The following is a 26,373-nucleotide window of genomic DNA, read 5'->3' as shown; positions in this document are numbered from 1 at the left end:
TCTGGGCTCCTTCGTGGATCAGAGGGCGCGCGTCGCGGGCTCGTCGCCCGAGAACGCGTCTGTGTGCAGGTTATCGGAGGTGTCCGGGGCGGCGAGCGCCTCGAAACGCGCGAGAGTCGCGGTGATGTTGTCCCGGCCGCCCTGGGCGTTGGCCCAGCGGACCAGCTCGGCGGCCAGGGTGCGGGGCTCGCGCCCCGTCGTGGCCTCGGTCGAGCGCACGAGGTCCGCGAGGTCGTCGGCCGCCGAGCAGTAGTTCCACAGGCCGTCCGAGCAGACCAGCAACCAGCCCGACGAGTCGGGGACGGTCGGGGCGCAGCGGGCCGCCGGGTCGGTCGAGTCGGGCCCGAGCCAGCGCGTGATCGCGTGCGCCTGCGGCGCGTTCTCGGCGACGTGGCGCGGGGTGCCCATGGCCATGAGCTCGTGCGCCCACGAGTCGTCGACGCTGAGCTGGCGGGCCGTCCCGGCGTCGGGGATCCAGTAGGCGCGCGAGTCGCCCACCCAGCCCGCGACGACCAGCGGACCGTCGACGACGGCCGCGACGAACGTGCACGACGGCGGCTCGGCCCGCTCGGCCTTGTCGCCCACCGCGACCAGGACCGCGTCGTTCGCGGTCGTCGACGCGGCGACCATGAGGGCCTGCCACGCCTGGATGCGCTCGGTGACGTCCCCCGTGACGGGCGCGGCGCCGTCGGGCCCGCCGGACGCGAGCACGTCGCGGGCCGCTCGCGCCGCCGCGAGGCTCGCGACGTCCGAGTCCGGCGCGGCCGAGACGCCGTCGCACACCACGAGCGCCGCGAACCGCCCGGCCGTGGCCGGGTCACCGGACGCGGCGAGCGCCATGGCGTCCTCGTTGCGCGAGTGCCGGATGCCGCGGTCGCACACGCCCGCGACCCAGGGGGCGGGTTGCTCGGCCCAGTGGTCGCGCTCGACCTGGGCCTTCTCGCCGCACTGCTCGCAGTAGCCGTCGTCCGCGACCGTCCCGCCGCAGCTCGTGCAGGGACGTCGGGCTGTGGGCGGCGGCGGAGGGGGCGGCGGCACGGCGCCCGAGTCGGGGTCCGTGGGCTTGAGGTCCGGCGGAGGCGTCGGGAGGGTCAGGGGAGGCAGCGCGGGCACGGGCGGGCGCGCCAGGATGGGCGGCCCGTCCCCGGCGGCCACCGCCGGCCCGACGTCGGAGCCGCAGTTCTCGCAGAACCTCGCCCCGGGTGCGGGCACCTCACCGCACGTGGCGCACGGCGCGAGCAGGCCGGGCGAGCTCTCCTGCGCGCTCACGTCGTCGTCCAGCGGCGCACGGCGTTCGCCCGGTCGACGAGGTCGATCTTCGCGACCCGGTCCTCGGTGAGCGTCGCCATCTCGCGGTAGGCCCCCTCGAGGGCGTCGCGCAGCGGTGGCTCCTTGGGCTCGACCCCGCCGAGGCGCGCCGTGCCGACCTGCTTCTTGACCGTGACCTCCTCGAGCGCGGAGCTCAGGACGTCGATCGAGAGGGCGACGCGGTCGCGCTGGGGGATCGCGACCGACTCGACGCTCGCGAGCGCCTCGGCCAGGGCCGTGAGCCCCCGGTCGGACCCGGCAAGGAGCCGTGCGCGGCGCATGCGCGCGTCGGTGTACGAGCTGCGCGTCGGGGTCACGAGGTCCAGCGCGTGCAGCGCCCCGTCGAGGTCGCCGCGCGCCTGCCGGATGCGGGCGAGCCCGAACGCCGCGGGCGCGGTGTAGTTGGCGTCCGACCGGGCGCAGATCACGTACAGCGACTCGGCGATGTCCGGTTCACCGCTGACCTCGCACGCGACGGCGAGCGCGAGCTTGGGCGCGAGCTCGCCGGGGACCTGGCCGTAGACCGCGTTGAACGAGGCGCGGGCGTCCGCGGCCTCGCCGCGCGCGAGCTCGGCCAGCCCCCCGATCCAGGCCGCCCGCCACTCCCACGGGTCGTCGGCGAGGATCTCGACGATGGTCTTGTCGACCTCGGCGAACCGGCGGTGCTCGATCGCGGCCTTGGCGTACGCGAGCCGCACCTCGACCGTCGACTCGGGGGCCGCAGCGAGGGCCGCCATGCGAGCCGCGGGGTCGGCGATGTTGACGCCCGCGAGCCAGCTCGCCATGGGGTCGGACTCGTCGATCTTGAGCGTCGGCAGGGCGTCCCACGTCAGCGGGTGGTCGGCGTCGTCGGACACGGGCGCCTCGAACAGGACGGAGGCCGCCGAGTGCAGCGCGCCGCTGCCCGGGCCGCGGTCGGTCGCGACGACCTCGCGCAGCACGCCGATGAGCTGGGCGCGCATCTCGTCGACCGTCGCGAAGCGGTCCGACGGGTCGAGCGCGCAGGCCTTGGCGAGCAGGCGGTAGAACGAGTCGTACTGCTGGAAGACCGGGGTCTCGGCGACCGGCGGCAGGGACGCGACGTACGTCGTCTGGTTCCCGCGGAAGTCCAGCACGAGCGTGGCGAGCGTGCGCCCGATCGTGTAGATGTCGGACGCGACCGACGTCCCGATCTCCGCGACCTCGGGAGCCTGGTAGCCGACCGTGCCGAAGATCGCGGACGTCATGTCGTCCAGGCGCCGCACGCCGCCCAGGTCGATGAGCTTGACGCCGTCGCCCTGCTGGATCATGTTGTCGGGCTTGAAGTCGCAGAAGATCAGGCCCAGGTCGTGCAGGTACGCGAACGCCGGGAGGATCTCCAGGACGAACGCGAGCGCCTGGTCCACGGGTAGAGGGTTCACCACGCCGCCGTTGTCGTCGCGGCGGTCCTTGAGGATCTCCTTGAGCGACTTGCCGCCCACGTACTCCATGACGGTGTAGCCCGCGCCGTCGTGCATCACGAAGTTGTAGATCTCGACGATCAGCGGGTGCTCGACCTCGGCCAGGAACTGGCGCTCGGAGATCGCGGCCGCGAACGCGTCGGGGTCGCCCGAGTTGAGCAGACCCTTGAGCACGACCCACCGGCCCGACACGTTCTGGTCGCGGGCCAGGTAGATCCAGCCGAGGCCGCCGTGCGCCAGGCAGCCCACGACCTCGTACTGGCCGCCCACGACGTCGCCCGGCGAGAGCTGCGGGTCGAACGAGAACGCGGTGCGGCACTGCGGGCAGAAGCCCGAGGTGCGGCCCGGGACGCCGTCGCGCGACCGGCCGACCTTGGCGCCGCACGTGGGGCAGAACCGCTTGGACTCCGCGAGCTCGGGCACGGCCATGATGGCCTGGAGCGGGTCGCGGACCGGCGCGCTCGGCACGGTCGTCAGGCCCGCGCCCAGGCGGTGGCCGCGCAGACGCGTCGAGGACGTCCCCACGCGCCGCGTGGACTTGGTGCCCGTCACGGCCGAGCGGGCCGAGCCGAGCGCGGCGCTCGCGAGCTGGGTCGAGCTCGTGCGCCCCGTGCGGGTCGAGACGGCCTCGCCCTCGGGGCCCGGGCCGGCCGCGTAGTCCGGGGCGGCCTGCGCGATGCCCGTGCCGAGCATGGCCGACGGCGACGCGGCGGCTGCGGTCGCGGTCGTCGACGACCCTGCCGGGCCGGGAGCCCCGGCCGAGGGCGCGGCGGGCGAGCCGCACACGTTGCAGTAGCCGTCCTCGATGAAGCCGGTGCAGCCCGGCTGGGAGCAGGGCTCCTGAGCGGTCGTGGTCATCGGGACGATCCTTCCTGGCCCGGTGCGGGCGGCGGTGCGGGTGACGATCCGGGCGACGCGAGGTGCGCCGGGAGCGGACGGGACAGGAACTGGTACTGCTCGACGAGGAAGCGCAGCAGGACGACGTCACAGGGCACGGCCTCGCCCGCCGCGCGGGCCTCGGCCAGCCCGGAGCGGACCGTGGGGGAGGCGCTGCGGCCGTTGGCGTCGGCCTTCACGCGGTAGGCGTCGAGCCGGTAGCGGAGCTCTGCCCGCTCGCGCAGCGGCGCGGTGTACGCGGACTCGACCGTGTCGAACGCGCGCGCGACGGTCGCGAGCCGCGTCAGGAACCCGTCGAGTCCCGCGCGGTCGTGCGGGACCTCGCCCAGGCGCGACACGTCGGGCACCGCGAGGCGCGGGGGAGCGGCGATCTCGCGACGGGCACGGGCAGCGAGCTCGCGCAGCGAGGGCTCGCGCGCCTCCAGGGCCGCGTAGCGCTCGACGGCCTGCTTGCGGTCGCGGGCCAGCTCGCGACGCTCGGACGCACCCACGATGAGGTCGCGCTCGGTGCGGGCGACCTCGGCCTCGAGCTCGGTCAGGGGGCCGGTCACGTCGGCGCCGTGCGACGCCTTGTCGCGTAGCCGCGTCCAGCGCTCACGGAGCTTCTCCACCCGGCCACGGGCCTCGGTGTCGGAGCCGGCGAGCTCGTCGCACCGGGCCAGCTCGGCGCGCAGCCCACGGAACCGGGCGACCTCGTCGGCGGCGTTCGGGTCGAAGGACAGGCGCGTGCGCAGCGCGGCCACGATCGCGTCGCACAGCCGCGTCGCCTCGACCAACGACACGAGCGACGAGCCGTCGGGCGAGCTCAGGCGCCCCCAGATCAGCTGTGAGATCTTCTCGCGCGCGACCGTGTCCGCGCGCCCCGAGTCCCAGACCACGGCCATCTCGTCGGCGCGCGTGCGGGCCGCCTGCCACAGGGTCATGGCGAGCAGCATGTCGGCGGTGTACGTCTCGGGGGACGCCGCGGCCTGTGCTGCGGCGTCGAGGCGGTCGAGCTCGGTCCGCCGAGCCCGCAACCACTCCTCGAGCGCCGCGAGGTACGTGAAGAGCTCAGCGGCCGGGCTCGCCTCGCCCAGACGTCCGGGCGCGCTCGGTGCCTGCTGCGTGCGCGGGGCCACGGGCGGCCCAGCAGCGGCAGGGGAGGGCGAGGAGCCTGGGGTCACGGCGTGCGGCCGTACACGGCGACCGGCGGGGCCGGGGCCGGGCCGAGGACGCCGAGCCACTCGTCGTACAGCGCGGTCCAGGTGCCGTCGGTGCGCATCTGCTCCAGCACGCCGTTGACGAACTTGACCATGTCGACGTTCGCGGCCGGGATGCCCAGGCCGTACGGCTCGTCGGAGATCGCCTGTCCGACGACCTTCGCGTACGGGTCCTGTGCTGCGAAGCCCGCGAGGATCGTGTCGTCGCCCGTGATCGCGTCGACCTTGCCCTGCTGGAACAGGGCGAGGCAGCCCGTGTGGGTCGTCGCGGGCACGGCCTCGATGTCGGGGTACTCCTGGAGGCGTTCGAGCGTCGTGGTGCCGTCCGGGGCGCAGACCCGCTGGCCCGCGAGGTCCGCGATGCCCTGCGCCTCGGAGTCCCTGGTCACGAGCACCTTCTGGCCCGCGTGGTAGTACTCCGAGGAGAACGCGATGGTCTCCCAGCGCTCGCAGTTGATCGTGAACGCCCGGGCGACGATGTCCACCTCGCCGTTCTCCAGGGCCTCGAGCCGCTGACCGGACGTGATGACACGGAACTGGAGCCGGTTCGGGTCGCCGAAGAGCGCGGTCGACACCTGGTGCAGCACGTCGATGTCGAAGCCCTCGATCTGCCCCGTCAGGGGGTTGCGGGCACCGAGCTGGAGGGTGTCGGCGGAGACGCCCACGACGAGCGAGCCGCGGTCGCGGATCGCCGCCATGGTGCTGCCTGCGGGTAGCGCACCGGGTCCCGGCAGCGGGCCGTCGGGCGCGTAGGACGCGACCGGGTTCTCGCACGCCGCGGCAGCCGAGACGGTGCTGCCGGCCGGGCCGCTGCCGGCCGCTGCGCTGCCCGCGGTGCCGACGACCGAGGCCACGGACGCACCCGCGGACGGTCCGGCGTCGGGCGTGGCGCAGCCGGCCAGGACCAGGGCGCCCGAGACCCCCAGCGCCACCAGGGCGCCCAGGCGCCCGCTCTTGCGGAAGGTCGTGGTGATCACCGGTACTCCTCCAGTCGGACGTTCAGGCCGCGCCAGGCGAGGACCGCCGCGACGAGGCCCGCGGCCAGCAGCAGCCAGCCCGCGAGGGCGGACTTCGTGCCTGCCGAGGCGAGGTCGGCCTGCGTGGCCCTGATGTTGTCGGTGATGTCGTTCGTGACGGACTGGGAGAAGGCCGCGAACGCGGCGTTCGGGCTGCCCTCGGCAGAGCTCGTCGCGAGCGCGACCGCCCCGTCCCAGTCGCCCGCGTCGTCGAGCGCGCGGATCGCCTGGTGCTGCGTGACCCAGTCGCCCAGGTGTCCGGCCGCGGTCCCGTCGAGGACCCCGGCAGCCCCCGCGTCGTCGAGGCGCTGCGTCGCGTCGGCCGTGAGCTCGACGAACGACTCCTCGTACGCCTGGCCCGAGCCGCGCTTGATGAGCGTGAAGCTCTCCATGGCCTTGGCGTCGTTCGCCTCCGAGTACGCGGTCGACGCCGCGAGCGTCGCCGCGTACGGTCCGTCGCGGACCGCGGCGGCCGCGCCGTTGGTCTGGCTCAGCAGGACCGCACCCACGACCCCGACGACCAGCACGACCGCGCTCGCCGCGAGCAGCCCCACGTTGAGCACGCGGTGCGTGCGCTTGGCCAGCCACACCTGCGTCGCGACGAGCAGCGCCAGGCACAGGACGCCTGCCGCGAGGATCCACAGCGCGTTGCGCACCATCGACAGGTCGGACGCCACACGGTCGGCGTTGTCGTCCACGAGCGTCGTGAGCGTCGGCAGGATCTCGTCGCGCAGCAGCGTCGAGGCCTGGTCCAGGTAGGCCGACCCCACCGGGAAGCCCTGGCGGTTGTTCGCGCGCGCCTGCTCGATCAGGCCCGTGTAGACCGCGACCTGCGAGGCGACCCGGCCGAGCTCGGTCGCGTCCGCGCTGTTGGACCCCGCGAGCTCGGCGATGCGGATCGAGGCGTTCGCGATCGCGTCGTCGTAGCGCTCGCGCTGGTCCACGGGCTCGAGGCCGCCGACCAGGAACGCGTTGGTCGCCGCGGCGTCCGCCACGACCAGGTTGTTGCGCACGTCCTGGACCCCCAGGAGCTGGCTCGTGTCCGCGCGGGCGTCGTCGAGCGCGATCCCCTGGACACGCGCGGCCTGGAAGCCGAGCGCGCCGAAGACGACCGCCGCGAGCACGCACAGCGCGAGCGCGATCCGCAGCTTGCCCGGCGATCGACGCAGCGCGCTGCGCACCCCCGCGCGGCGGGCGGCCCGCTCCTCGGCCTGCGTGGCGGCGGGTGCGCCCGGGGGCGTGGCGGGCTGCCCGGGGTAGGAGGGCTGGACGGCCCGACCGGGCGCCGGGGCGGACCCGGGCGGCGGCGTCAGGGTCTGGCTCATGCAGGCTCCTCCTGAGGGGAGACGGTCGGGTTCTCGGGCAGGTCTTCCGGCAGGTCTTCCGGCAGGTCTTCGGGCTCGGCCAGGATGCCGGCCGAGCCCTCGGCGGCGGTCCCGTCCTCGGGCAGCAGGTCCTCGGGCAGGAGCCGGCGCAGCTCGTCGAGCGTGGGCTCCGGGGTGTCCTTGAGGCGCCACGCGTGGCGCGCGATGGCCGCGTCCAGGACGTTGCGCGCGTGGCGACCGTTGCCGAACCCCTCGGTGCGCGGCACGAGCGAGACCAACTCCTCGAACCGGTCGAGGGTCTCGGGCAGCGCCTCGAAGTCCGCAGAGGTCGCCATGCGCTCGAAGATGCCGCGCAGCTCGCCGTCCGAGTAGTCGTCGAACGTGATGGTCGTGGAGAAGCGTGACTCGAGGCCGGGGTTGGTCGCGATGAACCCGGCCATGGGGCCGGGGTACCCCGCGACGATCACCACGAGGTCGTCGCGGTGGTCCTCCATGTCCTTGACGAGCGTGTTGACGGCCTCGGCGCCGTACTGGTCCTCCGCGAGGCCGTACGCCTCGTCGATGAACAGCACGCCGCCGATCGCGGTCGCCACGACCTCGGACGTCTTGACGGCCGTCTGCCCCAGGTAGCCGGCGACGAGCTCGGAGCGGTCGACCTCGACCAGGTGCCCCTTGCTGAGCAGCCCGAGCGCGCGGTAGATGCCCGCGACGAGGCGTCCGACGGTCGTCTTGCCCGTGCCCGGGTTGCCGAGGAACACGAGGTGGCGCGTGAGCGTGGGCGTGGTCAGGCCCGCGGCCGTGCGCAGCTTCTCGACGCGCAGGAGCTCGGTCTGCTGGCGGATCTCGTGCTTGACCCGGTCGAGCCCGATCAGCGCGTCGAGCTCGGCCAGGAGCTCCTCGAGCGAGCGGGGCGGCTCGGTCTCGGTCTCCTTCTCGGCGGGGGAGTCGCCCGTGGTCGCGCTCTGCGCGCCGCCGGTGGTCGCACCGTCCACGCTGCCCGACGGCGTCGCGTGCGTCGCGGGGCCTGCGTCGCCCGGGGTACGCGCCCCCAGCGCGTCGAGGATCGCGTCGACCGTCGGGACGACGTCCTGCGCCGGAGGACGCAGGCCGCCCGCGCCGACGAGAGAGCCCAGGTCGAACGGGTTCGACGCGCTCGGGAGGGTCGGGTCGAACGACGGCGTCGGGAAGTGGACAGGAGTGCCCTGCGGCCGGGCGGCGCGCGGTGGGGCCGTGTGCGGCTGGGCCGCGGCGCGCTGCACGGCCGTCGTGGACGCGGCGTTCGCCGAGGACGAGAGCCCGGGGGAGCCCAGCGCACCGGCCGCGGAGATCACGGCCGCGAGGGCCTCTGCATACGCGGCGGCATGCTCCGAGCCCGCGACGACGAGGGCCGTGAGCTGGTCGGTCGGGGCCGAGCGCCACCGCCGGCCCCGCTGCGCGGCCTCGAAGAACGCCGTGAAGTCGCCCGGGTCACGCCCCACGGCCTCGAGCCACGCGGGAGCCGCGCCCGTGGACGACTCGGCCACCGCGGCGGCGAGCCGCTCGCCCTCGTGCGCGACGTCGTCGGGCACGAGGCCCGCACCGCGACCCACTGCGACGAGCGCCTCGATGCTCCGTGCGAGCGCCCCCTGGCGCGCGGCGCTCACGGCCGTTCCAACCCGCCCGGGCTGCCCGGTGCCTGAGGCTGGGCCGTGCCCGTCCCGGCGTCGGGCGCGAGCGCGATCGAGGAGGACTGGAACTTCTCCGCGAGGAACTGACCGTGCGCCACGAGGGCCGCGGCGTCCGCGCGCGAGACCGCGTCCGAGATCTTGTCGAGCGTCACGCCCAGCAGGTCGAGCTGGTCGCACAGGATCATGAGCGACGTCTTGCCGCGGTTGACCGCGCGGGTGTCCGCGAAGTCGCGCGGCAGGCGCAGGTAGCCGCCCACGGCCTCCGGCAGGTAGCTCGTGGCCGTCGCGACGACCGTGTGCGCCTGCGCGCTGCCGCCACCCAGGCGGTCCAGGCGCGGGGCCATGTCGTCGACCGTCCTCGCGATCCGGTTCACGCGCGCCGTGACCGCGGGCGGGACCCGGCCGTCGATCTGCGCCTGCACGGCGTCGACCGAGGCGAGGATGTCCGCGCTCGTGGGTGCCGGCGGCAGCACGGGGACCTCCGGCGGGCGACTGCGCCCGCCGCCGAACAGGTTCTGGAACCAGCCCATGGCGTCCGGGTCAGACCTTCCCGAGGTCGAGCGCGCCCGAGGCCGCACCCGACTGGTCACCCTGGGCCACACGGTCCAGGTACTCGCGGGCCTTGGTCGTCTCGGTCTCCAGGACGCCGATGGTCTGCGCCATCGAGTCCAGCGCCTGGACCTTGAACGTCGAGATCGAGTCCATGGTCGCGTAGATGTTCTGGAACGCGGCCTGGAGCTGGGGGAGGCCGACCGTGGCGCTCGCAGCCTGCGCCTGGATGGTCGCCGACTGGTCCGCGAGCATCTTCGACGTCGAGGCGATCATGTTCGACGTCGTCGTGTTGAGCGCCGTGATCTGGTCCAGGACGAGCTTCTGGTTGGCGAGCGCCTGGGCCACGATGACGGCCGTGCGCAGCGCCGAGACGGTCGTGGTGGTCGCGCGGTCGACGCCCTTGATGAGCTCGACGTTGTTCTTGATGACGATGTCGATCGCGAGGTACCCCTGGATGGACACGGCGAGCTGCGTCAGGAGGTCCTGGTGCTTCTGGCGCACGTAGAACAGCACGTCCTCGCGCAGCGCCTTGGCCTTCTCCGGGTCCGTCGCGTCGAGCTCGGCGGTCTTCGCGGAGAGCTGCGCGTCGAGGCGCTCGGCCACGTAGATGTACTGGTTGAGGCGCGCCATGGTGTCCCACAGGTGCTGCTTCTCGAGATTGAGCGCGGCGTTGTCCTTGCGGAGCTCGTCCTGGCCGTCGTAGAGCGCGCGGATGATCGCGTTGAGGTGGCCCTGCGCGCTCTCGTACCGGCGGAAGTAGTCCGTCAGCTTGTCACCGAAGGGGATGAAGCCGAGGAGCTTGCGGCCCATGCTCGCCTCGGACGGGTCGAGGTTCTCGACCGTGCGGCGCAGCTCCAGGAGCGTGCTGCCCACCTTGGAGCCCTCCGACAGCCCGCCCTCCTTGAGCGCGCGCACGGGCGTGGCCAGCAGGCGGTTCGAGGCGTCGGCGGCGGTGCGGATGTCCTGGTCGCCCATGGTGCGCACGTCGTTCGCCTTGGCCGCGAACTCGGGCGAGCGCGCGTCGGAGGCCATGAGCGCGTCGAGGTAGGACGTGACCTTCTGGTCCAGACCGGGGATCGCGGCCTCGTCGACGCGCGGAGCCATCGCGGGGGCCTGCGTGGTCGCGACGGGCTTCACGGGCTCGGGCGCGGAGAGCACCAGGTGCTCGGTCGCGGCGGGGGGCTGGAGCGGTGCTGCCTCGGTCATCGTGATCCTTCGCTCGTCTTGGACCGGGGTCGGTGCGAGACCACCCCTGGAACCCGGCGAACCGGGCAAGCCGGTCGACCGGCCGGTCCGGGGAGTATATCCGCGACAGGTGGCCGGTTCTTTACTCTTTCACGCCCCGGGAGAGGAGAGAACTCCCCATGCCAGGATTCTCGGCATGAGCACCCCGATCACGGTCCACGTCCGCGGCAGCAACCAGGCGGGCCGCCCCCTCCTGCTGCTGCTCCACGGGTTCGGCTCGCACGAGCACGACCTGCCCGCGATCGCCGGTCATCTTCACCCGGTCTGGGACTGGGCGTCGCTGCGCGCGCCCCTCGACGCGGGCAACGGCGGGTTCTCGTGGTTCCCGCTGGGCGTGCCGGGACGCCCCGACCCGGCACCCGTCGCGGAGTCCACCGAGGCGGTGCTCGCGTGGCTCGACGCGAACGTGACCCCCGGGACGGTCGTCGTGCCCGTGGGCTTCTCGCAGGGCGGCCTGATGGCAACCCAGCTCCTGCGCACCGCACCCGAGCGCTTCGCCGCGGGGGTCGTGCTCTCGGGCTTCGTGCTCGACGCGGTGCTGCCCGGTGACGAGGCGCTCGCGGAACGGCGGCCGGCCGTCTTCTTCGGGCACGGCGACGCGGACCGGGTCATCTCGGCCGACGCGACGGCGCGGACCTCGGCCTGGCTGCCGCGGTTCACCGCCGTGACCGACGTCGAGTACTCGGGGCTGCCGCACTCGATCAGCGCCGAGGAGCTCGCCGACGTGTCGGTGTTCCTGGACGGGGTGCTCGAAGGCGCCGGGCTCGGGGGCTGACGCCTCCTTCCGCCGGGGGCGCACCCTCTCCTGGGGGGCACCAGGGGCTGGGGGCGGGGTGGTGTTGCCGCAGAGTGCCAACAATTGTTGTCAGTTATGGGCACGGCCCCCGACCCGAACAGTTCACGCTCAGCCGACCACGGAAGCGCTGCCCGTCACCGGACCGCCACGACGGGCCGGGACGCCGCCCACAGCGGAGCGGTCGGCACCGCGGTCCCGACGGCGGAGATCGCCTGGGCGACGACGGCTAGCGGTACCACTCCTCGTCGATCGACGAGAGCCTCGACGGCAGCACCCGGTCACCCAGCCCGTAGAACTGCTGGAAGCTCATGATGAGCGGGCGCCACCGGTCGGGGTCGATCCGGTGGGCCGAGCCCGCGAGCCGGATCGACTCGTGCACGTGCACCCGCGTGACCGCGATCTCGACCGCGAGGATGCTCCCCGCCGCGACCGGGTCGTCGCCGCGCAACGGATGAGCGTCCACCACGTGACCCTCGAGCTGCACCGGGCACTCGCCCGCCCTCGGCGCCGACACCGTGTCCGACGCGACGGGCGTCAGGCCCGCGCGCCCGAACTTGTCCGGCTCGTACCGGTACCCCACGGACGACTTGCGCGCCGAGACCGGGTCGCGGCCCGTCGTGAGCGCGATCCGGTCGACCGCCGAGACCTGCTCGACCGAGGGGAGGTTGAGGACGACCTCGCCCGTCTCCCGAAGGTTGATCGCCGTCTGCGACCTGGCCCCCACCCCGATCACCGCGGTGTGGCCCAACCAGAAGATCGACGACAGCGGGGCGAGGTTGGGCCGTCCGTCGTCGCCGACGGTGCTGACGAGGACCACCGGGGTCCCGAAGTAGAGGATGGACGGGTCGATCGTGACGTGCTCGGTGCTCTGGACGGCCAGCATGGGAGTACCTCCGCGACGGGTGGACGGGCTCGTCCTGAAGACGGAGCGGGCCACCGGGACGTGAGGTCGTGGTCAGGAGAGCGGACGGCTCGGGGAGGCGTCCACCGCTGGGCCCGCACGGCCACGCCACCGACGAGCGAGGACCGGCCCCCTTGGGGTGTCCGCCCCGTCGGGCATGCTCTGCACATGAGCTTCGACATCTTCGTCCAACGGTTCGTCGACGGTGACGCAGGACAGGTCGACGTCGGGGCGCTCGCCGCACTGATCGAGCCTCTGGTCTCTCGCCAGGAGCTCGAGGCGGGGTACGTCGAGCTCTCGTTCCCCGACGGCCGGGCGGACCTGTACGGAGTGCGGGACCTGAGCCGTGGATTCATGGTCAACCACGTCGGGGGCAGGGCCGCCTGGGACTTCCTCGTGGCGGCGGCGAGCACCTGCGGGCTCACGATCATGCTCGGTGGGCTCGTGGTCGTTGCCGACCCCAGCCTGCTGGACGACCTGCCCGAGGGCCTCGCGGACGAGGCGCGGGTGGTCGCGAGCGGGGCGGAGCTGGTGGGGCTCCTCGGGGAGGCGCAGGGGTGCCCCGAGCAGGACTCGAACCTGCAACCTACGGATTAGAAGGCCGTTGCTCTATCCATTGAGCTATCGGGGCGCGGGGACCATCGTAGTGGGAACCGGCCGTGACCTGCGCGCACGCGCGCGAGGACGACGTGTCGCACACCACCTCCTCTCGGCCGCGCGTCCCCGGCCAGCCAACTCACCCGCCCCGGCCGCAGTCCGTCACCCGGTCATCGGCGCGCGCGTTTGGCATCGCCTCGGTAACCACAGAAGATGAACGGGTGACGACCCGACATGCTGCCGACCCTGCCTCGCGGGCCCTTTCCGCCTCGGGCAGGACGCCCGGCAACACGCCTGGCAACGCCCCCGAGGAGATCGGGACGACCGTCTACGACGTGGGCCGGGACCTACGTCGTGACGTCGCCGACGCCCGCCTGCCGCTGGACCTCGACGGGGCCGCAGACGCGGAGGAGGCTCGCAAGCGCCTCCTGAACCAGCTCGACGAGCACCTGCTGCCCCGGCTCAAGGAGCTGTCCTCGCCTGCGGTGGTCGTGATCGCCGGGTCGACGGGCGCGGGCAAGTCGACCCTGTACAACTCGCTGCTGGGCGAGGAGGTCTCCACGGCGGGGGTCCTGCGCCCGACGACCCGTGAGCCCGTCTTCGCCTACAACCCGCTCGACGTCGACGTCCTGGTCCACAGCCCGACGACGGCCATGTCGCGCGTCGTCGAGCACGACGGCGTGCCGCGCGGCACGGCGCTGCTGGACGCCCCGGACCTGGACTCGCTCCTCGCGGAGAACCGGTCGACCGCTGCGCAGCTGCTCGAGGCCGCGGACCTGTGGCTGTTCGTGACCACGGCGGCCCGCTACGGCGACGCCCTGCCCTGGGTCGCGCTGGGTCAGGCCATGGAGCGCGGCGCGAGCGTCGCGATGGTGCTCAACCGCGTCCCGCAGCACAACCTGACGACGATCCGTGGCGACCTGCTGGCCCGCCTGCGCGAGCACGGCATGGAGGGCGTCCCGCTGTTCGTGATCCCTGACGTGGGTCCGCACGAGGGCATGCTCGACCCTGCGACGGTCGCGCCCATCGCGCGCTGGTTGACGATGCTCGCGGGCCCGGACCGTTCGCGCGCCGTGATCGTGCGCACGCTCAAGGGGTCGCTCGCGGCGCTGCCCGCATGGGTCACGGGCATCGCGGGCGCCGTGCAGGAGCAGGTCGAGGCCGCGGAGGTCCTGCGCGAGACGATCGACCGTGCCCTGCCGGGTGCCGAGGCCTCGGCCCGTGCGTCCGTCGCCTCGGGCGTCGTGGCGGAGGGGTCGGTCGCCTCGCGCTGGGCCCAGCTCGCGGGTGCGGAGAAGATCGACCGCGTCAAGGTCCGCCACGGCCTGGCCCGTTCGACCAAGCGTCGGGGGCGCTCGCGCGAGGTCGCGCTCGAACCGCTGCTCGACGAGGTGCGCGCCGCAGCGACCCGTACTCTCGTCGCCGCGGGCGCGACCGCGGACGACGCCCTGCGGGTCGCGCTCTCGGGACCTACGGCCCCTCCCGGTGGCCCGGCCTTCGCGCCCGAGCACGGTGACCCGGTCCGTGAGGCAGCACGTGAGCAGGCCGCGGCGACGCAGGTCCACGAGTGGGTCGCGGTCGCCGACCGTGCCGTCGAGGCCCTGCGCGGCATCGACGAGCCCGGCATCGCGCCGCAGGAGACCGCCGAGACGCGCCGGGCCGAGGCCGCGGGCAAGGCGTTCGGGCCCACGGGCCTGGCGGCTCTCCTCCTCACGGCCGCCGCAGGGTCCGACGACGCCGCGCGCCTCGTGCGCAGCCTGCTCGGCGACGCGGGGGACGCGTCGGTCGCGACCCTCGCGTCGGACCTCGCGGACCGCGCCGCGACCATGGTGGCCCGCGAGTCCCTCGACCTGCACGAACGCCTCGACGTCCCCGCCCTCGCACCGGATGCCGCCGTCGGGCTGCGCCTGCGCCTCGCCGAGCTCAGGAGGCTCTCATGACGTCCCACGACACCCAGCTCAGGTCCCGCACGGACGACCTCGCCAAGGCCCTGGACCTCGCGGGCGACCGGCTCGACCCCGAGGTCGCGGCTCGGATCCGGACCGCGATCGACGGGGTGCGCGAGCGTCTGGCGCTCGGCGTGGACCATACGGTCGTGGCGCTCGCGGGCGGCACGGGCTCCGGCAAGTCGAGCCTGTTCAACCGCATCTCGCGCCTCAACTTCGCGGACGTGGGTGCCAAGCGGCCCACGACGGCCCGCATCACGGCGTGCTCGTGGAGCGACCAGGCGACGGCGTTGCTGGACTGGCTGGAGGTCGACCCCGAGCGCCGGATCACGCGCGGCAGCGAGCTCGACGGCGACGCCGAGCAGGGTCTGGAGGGCCTGGTCCTGCTGGACCTGCCGGACCACGACTCGATCGAGCCCGCGCACCAGGAGGTCGTCAACCGCGTCCTGCCGCTCGTGGACCTGCTCGTGTGGGTCGTGGACCCGCAGAAGTACGCCGACGACGCGCTGCACTCGGGCTACCTGCAGAAGTCGGTCGGGCTCGAGGCGTCGATGGTCGTGGCGCTCAACCAGATCGACACGGTGCCCACGACGCAGCGCGGGAACCTGGTCGCGGACATGGGCCGCCTCCTGGAGGAGGACGGCCTCTCGGGTGTGTACGTGACCATGGTCTCGGCACGCACGGGCGAGGGCCTGGGGCAGGTGCGCGAGCTCCTGGAGCAGGCTGTGGCGCGCCGGAGCGTGGCCGCGAGCCGTGTCGCGGGCGAGCTCGACCGCGCCGGCGCGCTGCTGCTCGAGGAGACCCCGGGCGAGGTGCCGTGGACGATGAGCACCGCGGTCGAGGAGGAGGTCGTCGCCATCGGCGAGGCCACGGGCCTGGCGGCCGTCGCGGGGCAGGTCGCGGCAGCGGTGCGCAACGGGTACGGGCGCCCCGAGTTCGCCCCGCCGCAGGCCGACGCCGTCGCGCTGTCACGCAGCCGGTGGATCGCGCGCGCGGGCAAGGCGCTGCGCCCGGGCTGGAAGCGTGCGCTGGACGAGGCCGTGGCGCCTGCGGACCGGCTCGTCGAGGACACCCAGCGCGCGCTGTCGAAGGTCTCGCTCGACACCCGCGGGCCGTCCTCGGCTCGGGCGACGCGGGTCACGGCGCTCGTGGCGATCGGCGTCGCGGTGGTCACGGGAGCTCTCGCGATCCTCAGCTCGCTGGGGGTGCTGGACCTGGACAGGGCGATCGTCGCGACGTCCGCGATCGTGGCCGGGGCCGCGGTCCTGGTCGCCCTGGGGTTCTTCCTCGCGGGGGTCCAGATCCGCCGCACGCTGGCGCGCCGCCGCGAGGCGACGGTGCTGGCGTCGGGGCGCGGCGCCGTCGAACGCGTGGTCCAGGAGACCATGGGCAAGCCCACGCAGAAGCTCCTCGACGAGCACCGCAGGGTCCGCGAGCTGGCGCAGTCGGCGCGCGAGACGGGCAAGGAGCTGCCGCTCACCGGGCCTCTGACGTTGCCCACAGGCAAGGATCTGGGCGACGCGTCCACAGGAGCCCCCTCGGCCCAGGACACCGCGACGCGCGAACCGTCAGCCTGAGTGCGCGGTCGGCACCAGGCCGACCCCGCACCCAGGAGGAACGATGGGCAACGACGTCACGGTGACGCTGGCAGGCTTCATGGGCACGACTCCCAAGCTCTTCACGTCCCCGACCGGCAACGACTTCACGAGCTTTCGCATCGCGAGCACCACGCGCTACCTCGACCGCTCGCGCGGCGAGTGGGTCGACGGGCGGACCATCTGGTTCACGGTCAAGGCGTGGCGGGCCATGGCGCAGAACGTCGCGGCGTCGCTGCGCAAGGGCGACGCGGTCGTGGTCACGGGCCGCCTCGCGGTCGACGAGTGGACCAGCCCCGAGGGTCCGCGCACCAACCTCGTGATCGAGGCGAGCGCGCTCGGCCCGGACCTGACGCGCGGTCGTGCGCAGTTCCAGCACACGGTCCATCGCACGGCCCAGCCCGACGGCGTCACCGACGCCCCGGCGTCCGGGTCGCCCGGGGGCGCTCCGGGCTCGGGGGCCACGGGGGCCGGTGGGCGCTCGGGCGGTCTGGACGAGGGACCGGGCGACGGCACCGCGTGGGACCTGGGCCGGCCGGGGGAGCCGTTCCCCGAGGACGACGACGCCGAGCACGGCCTGGTGGACGACGCGCTGGGGGAGCGAGGCTCGGGTGCCGACCACGCGGGCCTCACCGACGAGAAGGCCGAGGCCGACGACGACGGCGAGGGCCTGCTGACCGGCGAGCTCCTGGCGACGCGCTGAGGCCCGACCGCGTAGGCTGGGGGGTCGAAGACGCCCGCCCCACCGGGGGCCACCCCGGGTCCGGGGCGGGCGCACAGCATCCCGCGAGCGATCGAACGGTGGAACAGAGCCAGTGGCTGAGTTCATCTACTCCATGTACAAGGCGCGCAAGGCGCACGGTGACAAGGTCATCCTCGACGACGTCACCCTGAACTTCCTTCCCGGGGCCAAGATCGGTGTGGTCGGCCCCAACGGTGCCGGCAAGTCCACGATCCTGAAGATCATGGCCGGCCTCGAGCAGCCCTCGAACGGCGACGCCCGGCTCTCGCCGGGCTACTCGGTCGGCATCCTGCTGCAGGAGCCGCCGCTGAACGAGGAGAAGACGGTCCTCGGCAACGTCGAGGAGGGCGTGGCCGAGATCAAGGGCAAGCTCGACCGCTTCAACGAGATCTCGGCGCTCATGGCCGAGCCGGACGCGGACTTCGACGCGCTGCTCGCCGAGATGGGCACCCTGCAGGAGGCCATCGACGCGGCCGACGCGTGGGACCTCGACTCGCAGCTCGAGCAGGCCATGGACGCGCTGCGCTGCCCGCCGCCGGACGCCGACGTGTCGGTGCTCTCGGGCGGTGAGCGCCGCCGTGTGGCACTGTGCAAGCTCCTCCTCGAGAAGCCCGACCTCCTGCTCCTCGACGAGCCCACCAACCACCTGGACGCCGAGTCGGTCCTGTGGCTCGAGCAGCACCTCGCGTCCTACCCCGGCGCGATCCTCGCCGTGACCCACGACCGCTACTTCCTCGACCACGTCGCGGAGTGGATCTGCGAGGTCGACCGCGGTCGCCTGTACCCCTATGAGGGCAACTACTCCACGTATCTGGAGAAGAAGCAGGAGCGCCTGGCGATCCAGGGCAAGAAGGACCAGAAGCTCGCGAAGCGCCTGAAGGACGAGCTCGAGTGGGTCCGCTCCAACGCGAAGGGCCGCCAGACCAAGTCGAAGGCGCGTCTGGCGCGCTACGAGGAGATGGCTGCCGAGGCGGACCGCACCAGGAAGCTGGACTTCGAGGAGATCCAGATCCCGCCGGGCCCGCGCCTGGGCTCGGTCGTCCTGGAGGCTCAGAACCTGCAGAAGGGCTTCGACGGCCGCCGGCTCATCGACGGGCTCAGCTTCACGCTGCCGCGCAACGGCATCGTCGGCGTGATCGGCCCCAACGGCGTCGGCAAGACGACCCTCTTCAAGACGATCGTGGGCCTCGAGCCCCTCGACGGCGGCGACCTGAAGGTCGGCGAGACCGTGTCGATCTCCTACGTCGACCAGTCGCGCGGCGGGATCGACCCCAAGAAGACGCTGTTCGAGGTCGTCTCGGACGGGCTCGACTTCATCAAGGTCGGCAACGTCGAGATGCCTTCGCGCGCGTACGTCGCGGCGTTCGGCTTCAAGGGTCCGGACCAGCAGAAGCCGGCCGGCGTGCTCTCGGGCGGTGAGCGCAACCGTCTGAACCTCGCGCTGACCCTCAAGCAGGGTGGAAACCTCCTGCTGCTCGACGAGCCCACCAACGACCTGGACGTCGAGACGCTGGGCTCGCTCGAGAACGCACTGCTCGAGTTCCCGGGCTGCGCCGTCGTGGTCTCGCACGACCGGTGGTTCCTCGACCGCGTCGCGACGCACATCCTCGCGTACGAGGGCACCGAGGAGGACCCGGCGAACTGGTACTGGTTCGAGGGCAACTTCGCCTCGTACGAGGAGAACAAGATCGGCCGCCTCGGTGCCGACGCGGCGCGCCCGCACCGCGTCACGTACCGCAAGCTGACGCGCGACTGACCAGCGCACGACCGGTGCTCGTCCCCTGACGGACGGCACCGCGACCGAAGGGCCCCGGCGAGCTGCGCCGGGGCCCTTCGGCGTCCCGGCGCGCTCACCGGTCGCTCGGGCGCCGCGTCCGGCAGACTGAGGCCCATGACCCTCCCGAGCGACGACGTCGCCCCGTCCGTCGGCGGCGCCCCTGACGGCGGCCTTCCCGACGGCGCAGACGACCGCTCCGACGAGGCCGGCTCCGTCGGGCGGGGCCTCGACGAGGCCGGTCACGGTCGCCACGTCGCCGAGGACGACCCGGTCGTGGGGCATGCCGCGCGCACGGCGCAGGGTACCGACGAGCTCGTCGCGGCCCTCGACGTGCTGCGGGGCGAGCTCACCGCGCAGCGCCTGCCTCTCGTGACGCCGGGGGTCGAGGAGGACCGGCGGACGCTCGCCCTCGCGGTCGACCAGCTCGACGACTACCTCCTCCCGCGCCTGCGGTCGAGGTCCGCGCCGCTGCTCGTGGTGGTGGGCGGCTCGACGGGGGCGGGCAAGTCGACGCTCGTGAACTCGGTCCTGGGGGAGAGGGTCACGGTCCCGGGGGTCCTGCGGCCCACGACCCGCTCGCCCGTGCTGGTGCACCACCCGCTCGACGTCCGCTGGTTCAGCACGGACCGCATCCTGCCGGGGCTCGCACGCGTCACGGGTCCCGCGGACCACGGGGCGGCCGAGGGATCGCACCGGTCCGTCCGGCTGGTCGGGTCCGAGGTCCTGCCGCAGGGCCTCGCGCTCCTCGACGCCCCGGACGTCGACTCGGTCGTGGTCGAGAACCGCGAGCTCGCGGCGCAGCTCCTGGGTGCCGCGGACCTGTGGCTCTTCGTGACCACGGCCGCGCGCTACGCCGACGCGGTGCCGTGGGACCTGCTCGTCGAGGCGGCGACCCGGCGCGCGCAGGTCGCGCTCGTCCTGGACCGCGTCGACCCGGGGGCGGAGGCCGTCGGCGCGGACCTCCAGCGTCTGGCCTCCGAGAACGGTCTGGGCGACGCGCCGATCTTCCTCGTGCCCGAGGCTCCGCTCACGGACGGTCTGCTGCCCGAGACCGCGGTCGGGGAGATCTCGCGCTGGCTGACCGCGCTCGGCGGCGACGCGGGCGCGCGCTCGGCCGTGATCGACGCGACGCGCGACGGCGTGGTCGACGACCTGGTGCGGCGTGCGCTGCGGCTCGCGGGCGCGGTCGACGTGCAGCACGAGGCCGACGACCACCTGAGGTCCGCGGTCGACGCGGCCTACGACGACGCGCGGCGCACGGTCCTGGCCGCGACGAGCGACGGTGCCATGCTGCGCGGTGAGGTCCTCGCGCGCTGGCAGGACTTCGTGGGTACGGGCGAGTTCTTCCGGGCGGTCGAGCAGAAGGTCGGCTCGGTGCGCGACGCGATCGGCGGGTTCTTCCGCGGCAAGGGCCGCAAGGTCCCGGGTGTCGAGGAGGCGATCTCGCACGGCCTGGAGTCCGTGGTGCTCGACGCCGCGGAGGAGGCCGCCGAACGTGCGTACCGCGCGTGGCGTGCCGACCCGGCCGGCTCCGCACTGCTCGACGGGCTCGACCTGTCCCGCGCCTCGGCCTCGTTGCGCGCCCGGGTCGCGGAGGAGATCCGGGGCTGGCAGTCCGACGTCCTGGCGCTCGTGGGCGAGCAGGCCGCGGCCCGGCGCGGCAAGGCGAGGGCGCTGTCGTTCGGTCTCAACGGGCTGGGCGTGGCGCTCATGATCCTCGTGTTCGCCTCGACGGGCGGCATCACCGGGGCGGAGATCGGCATCGCGGGCGGGACCGCGGTGCTCGCGCAGAAGCTCCTGGAGGCCGTGTTCGGGGACGACGCGGTCCGCCGCCTGACCCGCACCGCGCAGGACCGGCTCGTGGACCGCGTCACGGCAGTCCTCGACGGCGAGGCCCGGCGCTACACGTCGCAGCTCGACGCGCTCGGCACGGGGGACACGACGGGCGCCGCTCTCCGTGCCGCGGCGTACGACGTGCGCCAGGCCGCGCGGCGCGAGCAGAAGAGCCGCGACCGGGCGGGCGTGGCGGGAGAGGCGAGCGGCGTCGTCGGGCAGGCGGGCGCCCTGCGCGGCGCGCACACCCGTCCTGCGACCGCACCAGCGGCCCCGGACGACGCGGTGGCGACCGAGCGTCCCGGGTTCTGGCGCCGCCTGTTCGGCGCCCGCACGGACGAGCCGGGCGACGCCACCACCACCGGGGAAGAGCGCTGATGGCCCGCCTCGACCTCTCGGCGCGTGTCGCGGCGCTCGAGACCGCGGTCTCGGCCGGCACGGCGCGCCTGCCCGACGACCTTCTCGACGACGCGCGCGCCGTCCTCGCGCGGACCGCGGCGCGCAGCGCGCTGTCGGCCGAGCACACGGTCGTCGCGCTCGCGGGGTCCACCGGGTCCGGCAAGTCGTCGTTGTTCAACGCGATCGCGCGCGCGCCGCTCGCGCGTGCGGGCATCACGCGCCCGACGACGTCGCGCCCCCTGGCGGTCGTCTGGGGGCCGGGCGCGGACCCCCTCCTGAGCTGGCTCGAGGTGGGCGACCGGCACCATGCCGCGGATCGTGCGGCCGTGGCCACCGACGGGCTCGTGCTGCTGGACCTGCCGGACCACGACTCGGTCGTGACCGAGCACCGGGCGGTCGCCGAGCGCCTGGTCGAGCGCGTCGACCTGCTGGTGTGGGTCGTCGACCCCCAGAAGTACGCGGACGCGGCACTCCACGAGAGGTACCTGCGCCCGCTCGCCGGGCACGGGGACGTCGTCGTGGTCGTGCTCAACCAGATCGACCGGCTGACGCCCGAGGAGGCGACCGCGTGCCTCGCGGACCTGCGCCGGCTCGTGGCCGAGGACGGCCTGGCCGCCGCGCGGGTGCTGGGCGTCTCGGCGACCACGGGGCAGGGGATCGACGAGCTCGACGCGCTCCTGGACCGCGCGGCGGCCCGCCGGGAGGCCGCGGTCGCGCGCATGGCCGCGGACGTGCGCGGCGTCGCGAGGCGGATCGCGGACGCGTGCGGCGACACGGTGCCCGCGCGTTCGCAGGACGCGGCACGGGCCCGCCTCGTGGACACCCTCGAGGCCGCGGCCGGGGTGCCCACCGTGGTCGACGCCGTGCGGGGATCGGCGAACCGCCGCGCACGCGCCGCGACCGGGTGGCCTCCCACGCGGTGGATCGGGCGGCTGCGGGTGGACCCGCTGCGGCGCCTGGGCCTCACGCGCGGCACGGACCGGCCGGACCTGGCGCGCACGTCGATCCCGCGGACCTCGCCCACGGTCGCGGCCCGCGCGCAGGTCGCGGTCCGCGAGTACGTCTCGACCATGACGGCCGGGGCCCCGCAGGACTGGGTGCTCGCGGCGCGGGCGAGCGTGACCGACAGCACGGGGGGCCTGGCGGACGCGCTCGACCAGGCCGTCGCGGGCACCGAGCTCGAGGCCACGCGCCGCCCGCGCTGGTGGGGCGTCGTGAGCTTCCTGCAGTGGGTCGTGCTGGGGGCGCTGGTCGCGGGGCTCGCGTGGCTGGGGGTGCTCGCGGTGCTCGCCTACCTCCAGCTCCCGGCCCCGGCGACCCCGGTGTGGCGGGGGATTCCCTGGCCGACGCTCCTGGCCCTGGGCGGGGTGGTGGTCGGCGTCGTGCTGGCCCTCGCGTCGCGCGTCGCGGGAGCGCTCGGTGCCCGACGGCGGGCGGCCCGCGCGCGCCGCAGGCTGCGGGAGAGCATCGGGGAGGTCGCGGGGCACCTCGTCTGGCTGCCCGTCGCGGAGGAGCTCTCGGCGCTCACGACCTGCCGCGTGGCCGCCCAGGTCGCGGCGACCTGAGGCGGGCGTAAGGTGACCCGGGTGCCTCCCCACCGATCTCCGGCGGACGAGAGGCGCGTGCCCCTCGCGAAGAAAGGACTTCCATGACCCGCCTGCACGTCCCCGTCGCCCTGCGCTGGTCCGACCTCGACGCCTATCAGCACGTCAACAACGTCGAGATGCTGCGGCTCCTGGAGGATGCCCGCATCACCGCGTTCTGGCGCCACCCCGAGGCCTCGATCGAGGAGAGCTGGCCCACGGCGGTCCTCGACACGGGACCGCACGCGACGTCGCACACCCTGGTCGCCCGGCAGGAGATCGAGTACCTGCGGCCCCTGGGGTTCACGCGGAGCCCGGTACGCGTCGAGATGTGGCTCGGGCACCTGGGCGGGGCGAGCCTCGAGGTCTGCTACGAGGTGCACACCGAGTGGCCGGACGGCGCCGAGCGCACGGGGCCCTCGATCGGCAGCAGGCCCTACGCCAAGGCAGCGACGACCATCGTGGTCGTGGACGCGGCGACGGGTGCCCCGCGACGCATCACCGAGCCCGAGCGCGCCGCCTGGCAGCCCTTCGTCGAGGAACCGCTCGAGTTCCGTCGTCGGGGGCGCTGAGGCGCTCGGCCGCGCCGCCGTCCTGCCCCGTCCGGACCCCCCGGTGAGACGTCCGCAGGTCCGGTGACGAACACGACCGTGACGGATGCCCCTGGTTGATGTCATGATGCGCGCGTGGACACCGTAGAGGTTGTGGGCGCCGACGTGGCCGTCGATGCCGGACCCGAAGACGTTCTGCCCGTTCTGCCCCGGTCCGCGGCGTCGGTCTCGGACGTCGAGGTCGAGCTCGGCGCCGTGGACTGGGCCGCCTACCAGGGGGCGTTCGGCGCGGCCGACGTGATCCCTGCCCTGGTACGCGCCGTGGTGGGGCCGGCGGGTGCCGAGCAGGACGAGGCACTGGACCTGCTGTGGCAGGTCGTGAACCACGAGGGAGCGCTCTACGAGGTCTCGGTGCCCGCGCTGCGCGTGCTCGCGGCCGTCGTCCGGGACGACCACCAGCCCGAGGACGTGCGCAGCGGGGTCGCGCTGCTCCTGCTGACGATGGGGGCAGCCCACCTGCCCGGCGAGCCCGCCGACCAGGTGGACCTCCAGCTCGAGGTGCTGCTCGCCGCGCAGGAGGTCCTGCCCGGCCTCGACGCGTCCTTCCTCCACGGTCCCGCGACGCTCCAGGTCGCGCTGCTCGCGTTCCAGGCCGTCACGGGAGAGGCCACGTCCGCCGCCGGCCGTGCCGCGATCGCACGGCTCGTCGCGGCCGACGAGCCGCTGCTCGCCGCGATCGCGTCCCTCACGTTCGACCTGGTCTCGGGCGCGGTCCCCGCGCGTGGTGCCGTGCACCGGCCCGGCGTGCTCGACGAGGACATCCGCGAGCTCATCGAGGACTACGCGGACCTGACGGACGTCACGCTCGCCGGGATGGTCGTCAGCGAGACCGCGTTCGCCCTCGTGGACCGGATGCTCACCGCGCTCGAGGAGTAGCGGTGGGCCGCCGGGCCTGCTCCTCCGTCCGGCGCGCAGCCTGCTCGGCAGCCTCGGCGATGTTCTTCTGCATGCCTCCGAAGACCACGCCGTGGAACGGCTTGACCGACCACCAGTAGGCCTGCCCGGCGAGGCCGTGGGGATGGAAGAGCGCCCGCTGCGCGAAGTAGCTCCGGCCCGGACCGGACGCTTCCTCGGGAGCGGGACCGACGTCGTCGGGCCCGGTGATCTCCTCGGCCGCCTCGTCGACGCGCAGCTCGAGCCACGCGAGACCCGGCAGCCGCATCTCGGCGCGCAGCAGCAGGCGCCGGCCGGGCTCGATGGCCTCGACCCGCCAGAAGTCCAGGACGTCGTCGACCACGAGCGTGCGTTCGTCGCGGCGCCCGCGGCGCAGGCCCGGCCCGCCCGAGAGCCGGTCGAGGAGGCCGCGCACCCGCCACGCGAGCGACCACGAGTACCAGCCGCGCTGCCCGCCGATCGACTCGATCACGGACCACAGGACGTCTGCCGGGGCGTCGACCACGCGTCGGCGCTCGTCGACGTAGAGCGAGCCACCCGCCCAGTCGGGATCGGAGGGCAGGGGGTCGCTCGGCGCCCCCTCGACCGCAGCCGACGACCACCGGGTGGTCACCTCCCCGTCGTGGATGCGCTCGAGCGCGAGCTCGACCGCGCGACGGAAGCCGATCAGCCCGCCGGGCGGGTCGGGGACGTACCGCGCGACGTCGTGCTCGTCGCACACGACCTCGTGGACCAGGGACTCGACGAGGGGCCGCGCGATGCTCGCGGGCACGGGCGTCACGAGCCCCACCCAGTGGCTCGACAGGCGCGGGGTCAGCACGGGGACGCTCACGATGAGCCGTCGAGGGAGGCCCGCGACCTGCGCGTAGCCCTGCATCATCTGCCGGTAGGTCAGGACGTCGGGTCCGCCGATGTCGAACGCGCGCGAGACGTCCGCGGGCATCGTCGCGCTACCGACCAGGTAGCGCAGCACGTCGCGGATCGCGATCGGCTGGATGCGGTTGTCGACCCAGCGCGGCGTCGTCATCGCGGGCAGGCGCTCGGTGAGGTAGCGCATCATCTCGAACGACGCCGAGCCCGAGCCGAGGATCACTGCGGCCTGGAGCACCGTCGTCGGGACGCCCGAGGCCAGCAGGATCTCGCCGACCTCCTTGCGCGAGGCCAGGTGCGGGGACAGGTCGGCGTCGTCGACGTCGGGGAACAGGCCGCCCAGGTAGACGATCCGCCCGACGCCCGCCTCGCGTGCCGCCCGGGCGAACGTCAGGGCCGTGCGGCGGTCGCGGGCCGCGAACGAGCGCCCCGTGCCGAGCGAGTGGATCAGGTAGTACGCGACGTCCGCGCCCTGCAGCGCCTCGCGGATCTGGTCGAGGTCGGACGCGTCGGCCTGCACGAGGTCCACGTGCTGGGCCCAGTCGCGTCCGGCCAGGCGTTCCGGGCGGCGGGCGACCGCGCGGACGCGGTGCCCGGCGTCCAGGAGCTCGGGTACCAGGCGGCCGCCGACGTAGCCCGTCACCCCCGTGACGGCGACGGTCAGCGGGGTGGGCCCGGAAGGGGCGGTGGGTCCGTCGGCAGGGGCGGTCACGGAGGGCGGGGGAGCGGCGGCGTCGGCTGGAGTCATGATGCTCCCCATGGTGACCCGGGGGGCGGCCGCTCGCGACCGGCCGTCTCCCGGACCTGCTCCGGAGGTCTCGCGTCAGGCCGGGAGAGCGAGGGCCAGGACGAAGAGCGCGAAGAGGGGGACGCCGATGATCGCCAGGCCCCACTTCCACCACCAGTGGATCGAGAGCTCACCACGAGCGTCCGTCGCCTCGTCCGCGGTCAGCGGCCGCTGGGCCCAGCCCGACGGCGTGAGCGTCGCGAGGCTGTACTCCCGCGGCACCGTGATGCGGAAGAGCCAGAAGATGTGGACGTAGGTGTAGGCGAGGACCAGGGCCTGCTCTGGGGAGATGTGCTGTGACTTGGCCTTGCGGCCCCGGCCGAAGAAGATCATCGTCGATGCTCCTGCTTGAACGTGATGAGATGGCGGCAGAAGGTAGCACGTTCAGGAGACT

20 protein-coding genes and 1 tRNA gene are annotated in these 26,373 nt (G+C 73.9%); 9 read left to right on the top strand and 12 right to left on the bottom strand.

Annotated features, from left to right (window positions below; all coding sequences use genetic code 11):
• Positions 1-18 precede the first annotated feature (18 nt).
• From H9640_RS02675 to H9640_RS02640, 8 genes are read right to left on the bottom strand one after another with little or no spacing between them, the layout of a single operon-like run.
• Complete coding sequence (locus H9640_RS02675) at positions 19-1,269, bottom strand: PP2C family protein-serine/threonine phosphatase (protein ID WP_191789208.1); 1,251 nt, start codon at positions 1,267-1,269, stop codon at positions 19-21.
• Entirely contained in the window at positions 1,266-3,605 is a 2,340-nt protein-coding gene (locus tag H9640_RS02670) for a serine/threonine-protein kinase (protein ID WP_191789207.1), read from the bottom strand. Before H9640_RS02670 ends, H9640_RS02675 begins: the two co-directional genes overlap by 4 nt.
• The gene (locus tag H9640_RS02665; RefSeq protein ID WP_307824039.1) at positions 3,602-4,807 is read right to left on the bottom strand and encodes a hypothetical protein; all 1,206 of its coding nucleotides are present in this window, start codon (positions 4,805-4,807) and stop codon (positions 3,602-3,604) included. Before H9640_RS02665 ends, H9640_RS02670 begins: the two co-directional genes overlap by 4 nt.
• Positions 4,804-5,820, bottom strand: a complete 1,017-nt coding sequence (locus H9640_RS02660) for a transporter substrate-binding domain-containing protein (RefSeq protein ID WP_191789206.1) — start codon at positions 5,818-5,820, stop codon at positions 4,804-4,806. The genes H9640_RS02665 and H9640_RS02660 overlap by 4 nt, the downstream gene beginning before the upstream one ends.
• Positions 5,817-7,184, bottom strand: coding sequence for a hypothetical protein (locus H9640_RS02655; RefSeq protein WP_191789205.1), 1,368 nt, complete (start codon positions 7,182-7,184; stop codon positions 5,817-5,819). Before H9640_RS02655 ends, H9640_RS02660 begins: the two co-directional genes overlap by 4 nt.
• A complete protein-coding gene (locus H9640_RS02650) occupies positions 7,181-8,827 on the bottom strand; it encodes an AAA family ATPase (protein WP_191789204.1) in 1,647 nt (548 codons plus the stop codon). The genes H9640_RS02655 and H9640_RS02650 overlap by 4 nt, the downstream gene beginning before the upstream one ends.
• Complete coding sequence (locus tag H9640_RS02645) at positions 8,824-9,381, bottom strand: hypothetical protein (protein ID WP_225226640.1); 558 nt, start codon at positions 9,379-9,381, stop codon at positions 8,824-8,826. Before H9640_RS02645 ends, H9640_RS02650 begins: the two co-directional genes overlap by 4 nt.
• Before the next feature lie 10 nt (positions 9,382-9,391).
• Positions 9,392-10,609: a toxic anion resistance protein gene (locus tag H9640_RS02640; protein WP_191789203.1), complete on the bottom strand. Its 1,218-nt coding sequence runs from the start codon at positions 10,607-10,609 to the stop codon at positions 9,392-9,394.
• Between the two features lie 175 nt (positions 10,610-10,784).
• Between H9640_RS02640 and H9640_RS02635 the strand changes: the two genes are divergently transcribed.
• The gene (locus tag H9640_RS02635; protein WP_191789202.1) at positions 10,785-11,423 is read left to right on the top strand and encodes an alpha/beta hydrolase; all 639 of its coding nucleotides are present in this window, start codon (positions 10,785-10,787) and stop codon (positions 11,421-11,423) included.
• 247 nt (positions 11,424-11,670) lie between these two features.
• Here the strand turns inward: H9640_RS02635 and H9640_RS02630 are convergent, their stop codons facing one another.
• Both H9640_RS02630 and H9640_RS02625 read right to left on the bottom strand, forming a co-directional pair.
• Positions 11,671-12,327 carry a flavin reductase family protein gene (locus H9640_RS02630; RefSeq protein WP_191789201.1) on the bottom strand — a complete coding sequence of 219 codons (657 nt, stop codon included), beginning with the start codon at positions 12,325-12,327 and terminating at the stop codon, positions 11,671-11,673.
• A 576-nt stretch (positions 12,328-12,903) separates the two neighbouring features.
• A tRNA-Arg gene (locus H9640_RS02625) sits at positions 12,904-12,976 on the bottom strand.
• Between the two features lie 187 nt (positions 12,977-13,163).
• Here H9640_RS02625 and H9640_RS02620 point away from each other — a divergent pair.
• From H9640_RS02620 to H9640_RS02585, 8 genes are all read left to right on the top strand, one after another.
• Positions 13,164-14,882 carry a GTPase gene (locus tag H9640_RS02620; protein ID WP_191789200.1) on the top strand — a complete coding sequence of 573 codons (1,719 nt, stop codon included), beginning with the start codon at positions 13,164-13,166 and terminating at the stop codon, positions 14,880-14,882.
• On the top strand, positions 14,879-16,465 hold the full coding sequence (locus H9640_RS02615; protein ID WP_191789199.1) for a GTPase: 1,587 nt from the start codon (positions 14,879-14,881) through the stop codon (positions 16,463-16,465). The genes H9640_RS02620 and H9640_RS02615 overlap by 4 nt, the downstream gene beginning before the upstream one ends.
• 43 nt (positions 16,466-16,508) lie before the next feature.
• Entirely contained in the window at positions 16,509-17,186 is a 678-nt protein-coding gene (locus H9640_RS02610) for a single-stranded DNA-binding protein (protein WP_191789198.1), read from the top strand.
• A 112-nt stretch (positions 17,187-17,298) separates the two neighbouring features.
• Entirely contained in the window at positions 17,299-18,981 is a 1,683-nt protein-coding gene (ettA, locus tag H9640_RS02605) for an energy-dependent translational throttle protein EttA (protein ID WP_191789197.1), read from the top strand.
• A gap of 135 nt (positions 18,982-19,116) precedes the next feature.
• Entirely contained in the window at positions 19,117-21,213 is a 2,097-nt protein-coding gene (locus H9640_RS02600) for a dynamin family protein (protein ID WP_225226639.1), read from the top strand.
• Positions 21,213-22,799 carry a GTPase family protein gene (locus tag H9640_RS02595; RefSeq protein WP_191789196.1) on the top strand — a complete coding sequence of 529 codons (1,587 nt, stop codon included), beginning with the start codon at positions 21,213-21,215 and terminating at the stop codon, positions 22,797-22,799. The genes H9640_RS02600 and H9640_RS02595 overlap by 1 nt, the downstream gene beginning before the upstream one ends.
• Before the next feature lie 83 nt (positions 22,800-22,882).
• Complete coding sequence (locus tag H9640_RS02590; RefSeq protein ID WP_138824940.1) at positions 22,883-23,389, top strand: acyl-CoA thioesterase; 507 nt, start codon at positions 22,883-22,885, stop codon at positions 23,387-23,389.
• 114 nt (positions 23,390-23,503) lie between these two features.
• Entirely contained in the window at positions 23,504-24,304 is an 801-nt protein-coding gene (locus tag H9640_RS02585) for a hypothetical protein (protein WP_191789195.1), read from the top strand.
• Here H9640_RS02585 and H9640_RS02580 read toward each other — a convergent pair.
• Positions 24,285-25,940: an SDR family oxidoreductase gene (locus H9640_RS02580; RefSeq protein WP_225226638.1), complete on the bottom strand. Its 1,656-nt coding sequence runs from the start codon at positions 25,938-25,940 to the stop codon at positions 24,285-24,287. The genes H9640_RS02585 and H9640_RS02580 overlap by 20 nt on opposite strands.
• 75 nt (positions 25,941-26,015) lie before the next feature.
• Positions 26,016-26,312, bottom strand: coding sequence for a hypothetical protein (locus H9640_RS02575; RefSeq protein ID WP_191789193.1), 297 nt, complete (start codon positions 26,310-26,312; stop codon positions 26,016-26,018).
• Positions 26,313-26,373: the final 61 nt, after the last annotated feature.

This window comes from Oerskovia gallyi (assembly GCF_014836745.1).
Lineage (GTDB): Bacteria > Actinomycetota > Actinomycetes > Actinomycetales > Cellulomonadaceae > Oerskovia > Oerskovia paurometabola.
The sequence above is the reverse complement of the archived record's forward strand: the minus strand, read 5'-3'. Positions and strand labels throughout refer to the sequence as shown.

Excerpts from the sequence above, each read along its gene's own strand:
- H9640_RS02670 (WP_191789207.1), bottom strand. The coding sequence starts at position 3,605 with ATGACCACGACCGCTCAGGAGCCCTGCTCCCAGCCGGGCTGCACCGGC.
- H9640_RS02655 (WP_191789205.1), bottom strand. The coding sequence starts at position 7,184 with ATGAGCCAGACCCTGACGCCGCCGCCCGGGTCCGCCCCGGCGCCCGGT.
- H9640_RS02645 (WP_225226640.1), bottom strand. The coding sequence starts at position 9,381 with ATGGGCTGGTTCCAGAACCTGTTCGGCGGCGGGCGCAGTCGCCCGCCG.
- H9640_RS02640 (WP_191789203.1), bottom strand. The coding sequence starts at position 10,609 with ATGACCGAGGCAGCACCGCTCCAGCCCCCCGCCGCGACCGAGCACCTG.
- H9640_RS02635 (WP_191789202.1), top strand. The coding sequence starts at position 10,785 with ATGAGCACCCCGATCACGGTCCACGTCCGCGGCAGCAACCAGGCGGGC.
- H9640_RS02630 (WP_191789201.1), bottom strand. The coding sequence starts at position 12,327 with ATGCTGGCCGTCCAGAGCACCGAGCACGTCACGATCGACCCGTCCATC.
- H9640_RS02615 (WP_191789199.1), top strand. The coding sequence starts at position 14,879 with ATGACGTCCCACGACACCCAGCTCAGGTCCCGCACGGACGACCTCGCC.
- H9640_RS02610 (WP_191789198.1), top strand. The coding sequence starts at position 16,509 with ATGGGCAACGACGTCACGGTGACGCTGGCAGGCTTCATGGGCACGACT.
- H9640_RS02600 (WP_225226639.1), top strand. The coding sequence starts at position 19,117 with ATGACCCTCCCGAGCGACGACGTCGCCCCGTCCGTCGGCGGCGCCCCT.
- H9640_RS02595 (WP_191789196.1), top strand. The coding sequence starts at position 21,213 with ATGGCCCGCCTCGACCTCTCGGCGCGTGTCGCGGCGCTCGAGACCGCG.
- H9640_RS02590 (WP_138824940.1), top strand. The coding sequence starts at position 22,883 with ATGACCCGCCTGCACGTCCCCGTCGCCCTGCGCTGGTCCGACCTCGAC.
- H9640_RS02580 (WP_225226638.1), bottom strand. The coding sequence starts at position 25,940 with ATGACTCCAGCCGACGCCGCCGCTCCCCCGCCCTCCGTGACCGCCCCT.
- H9640_RS02575 (WP_191789193.1), bottom strand. The coding sequence starts at position 26,312 with ATGATCTTCTTCGGCCGGGGCCGCAAGGCCAAGTCACAGCACATCTCC.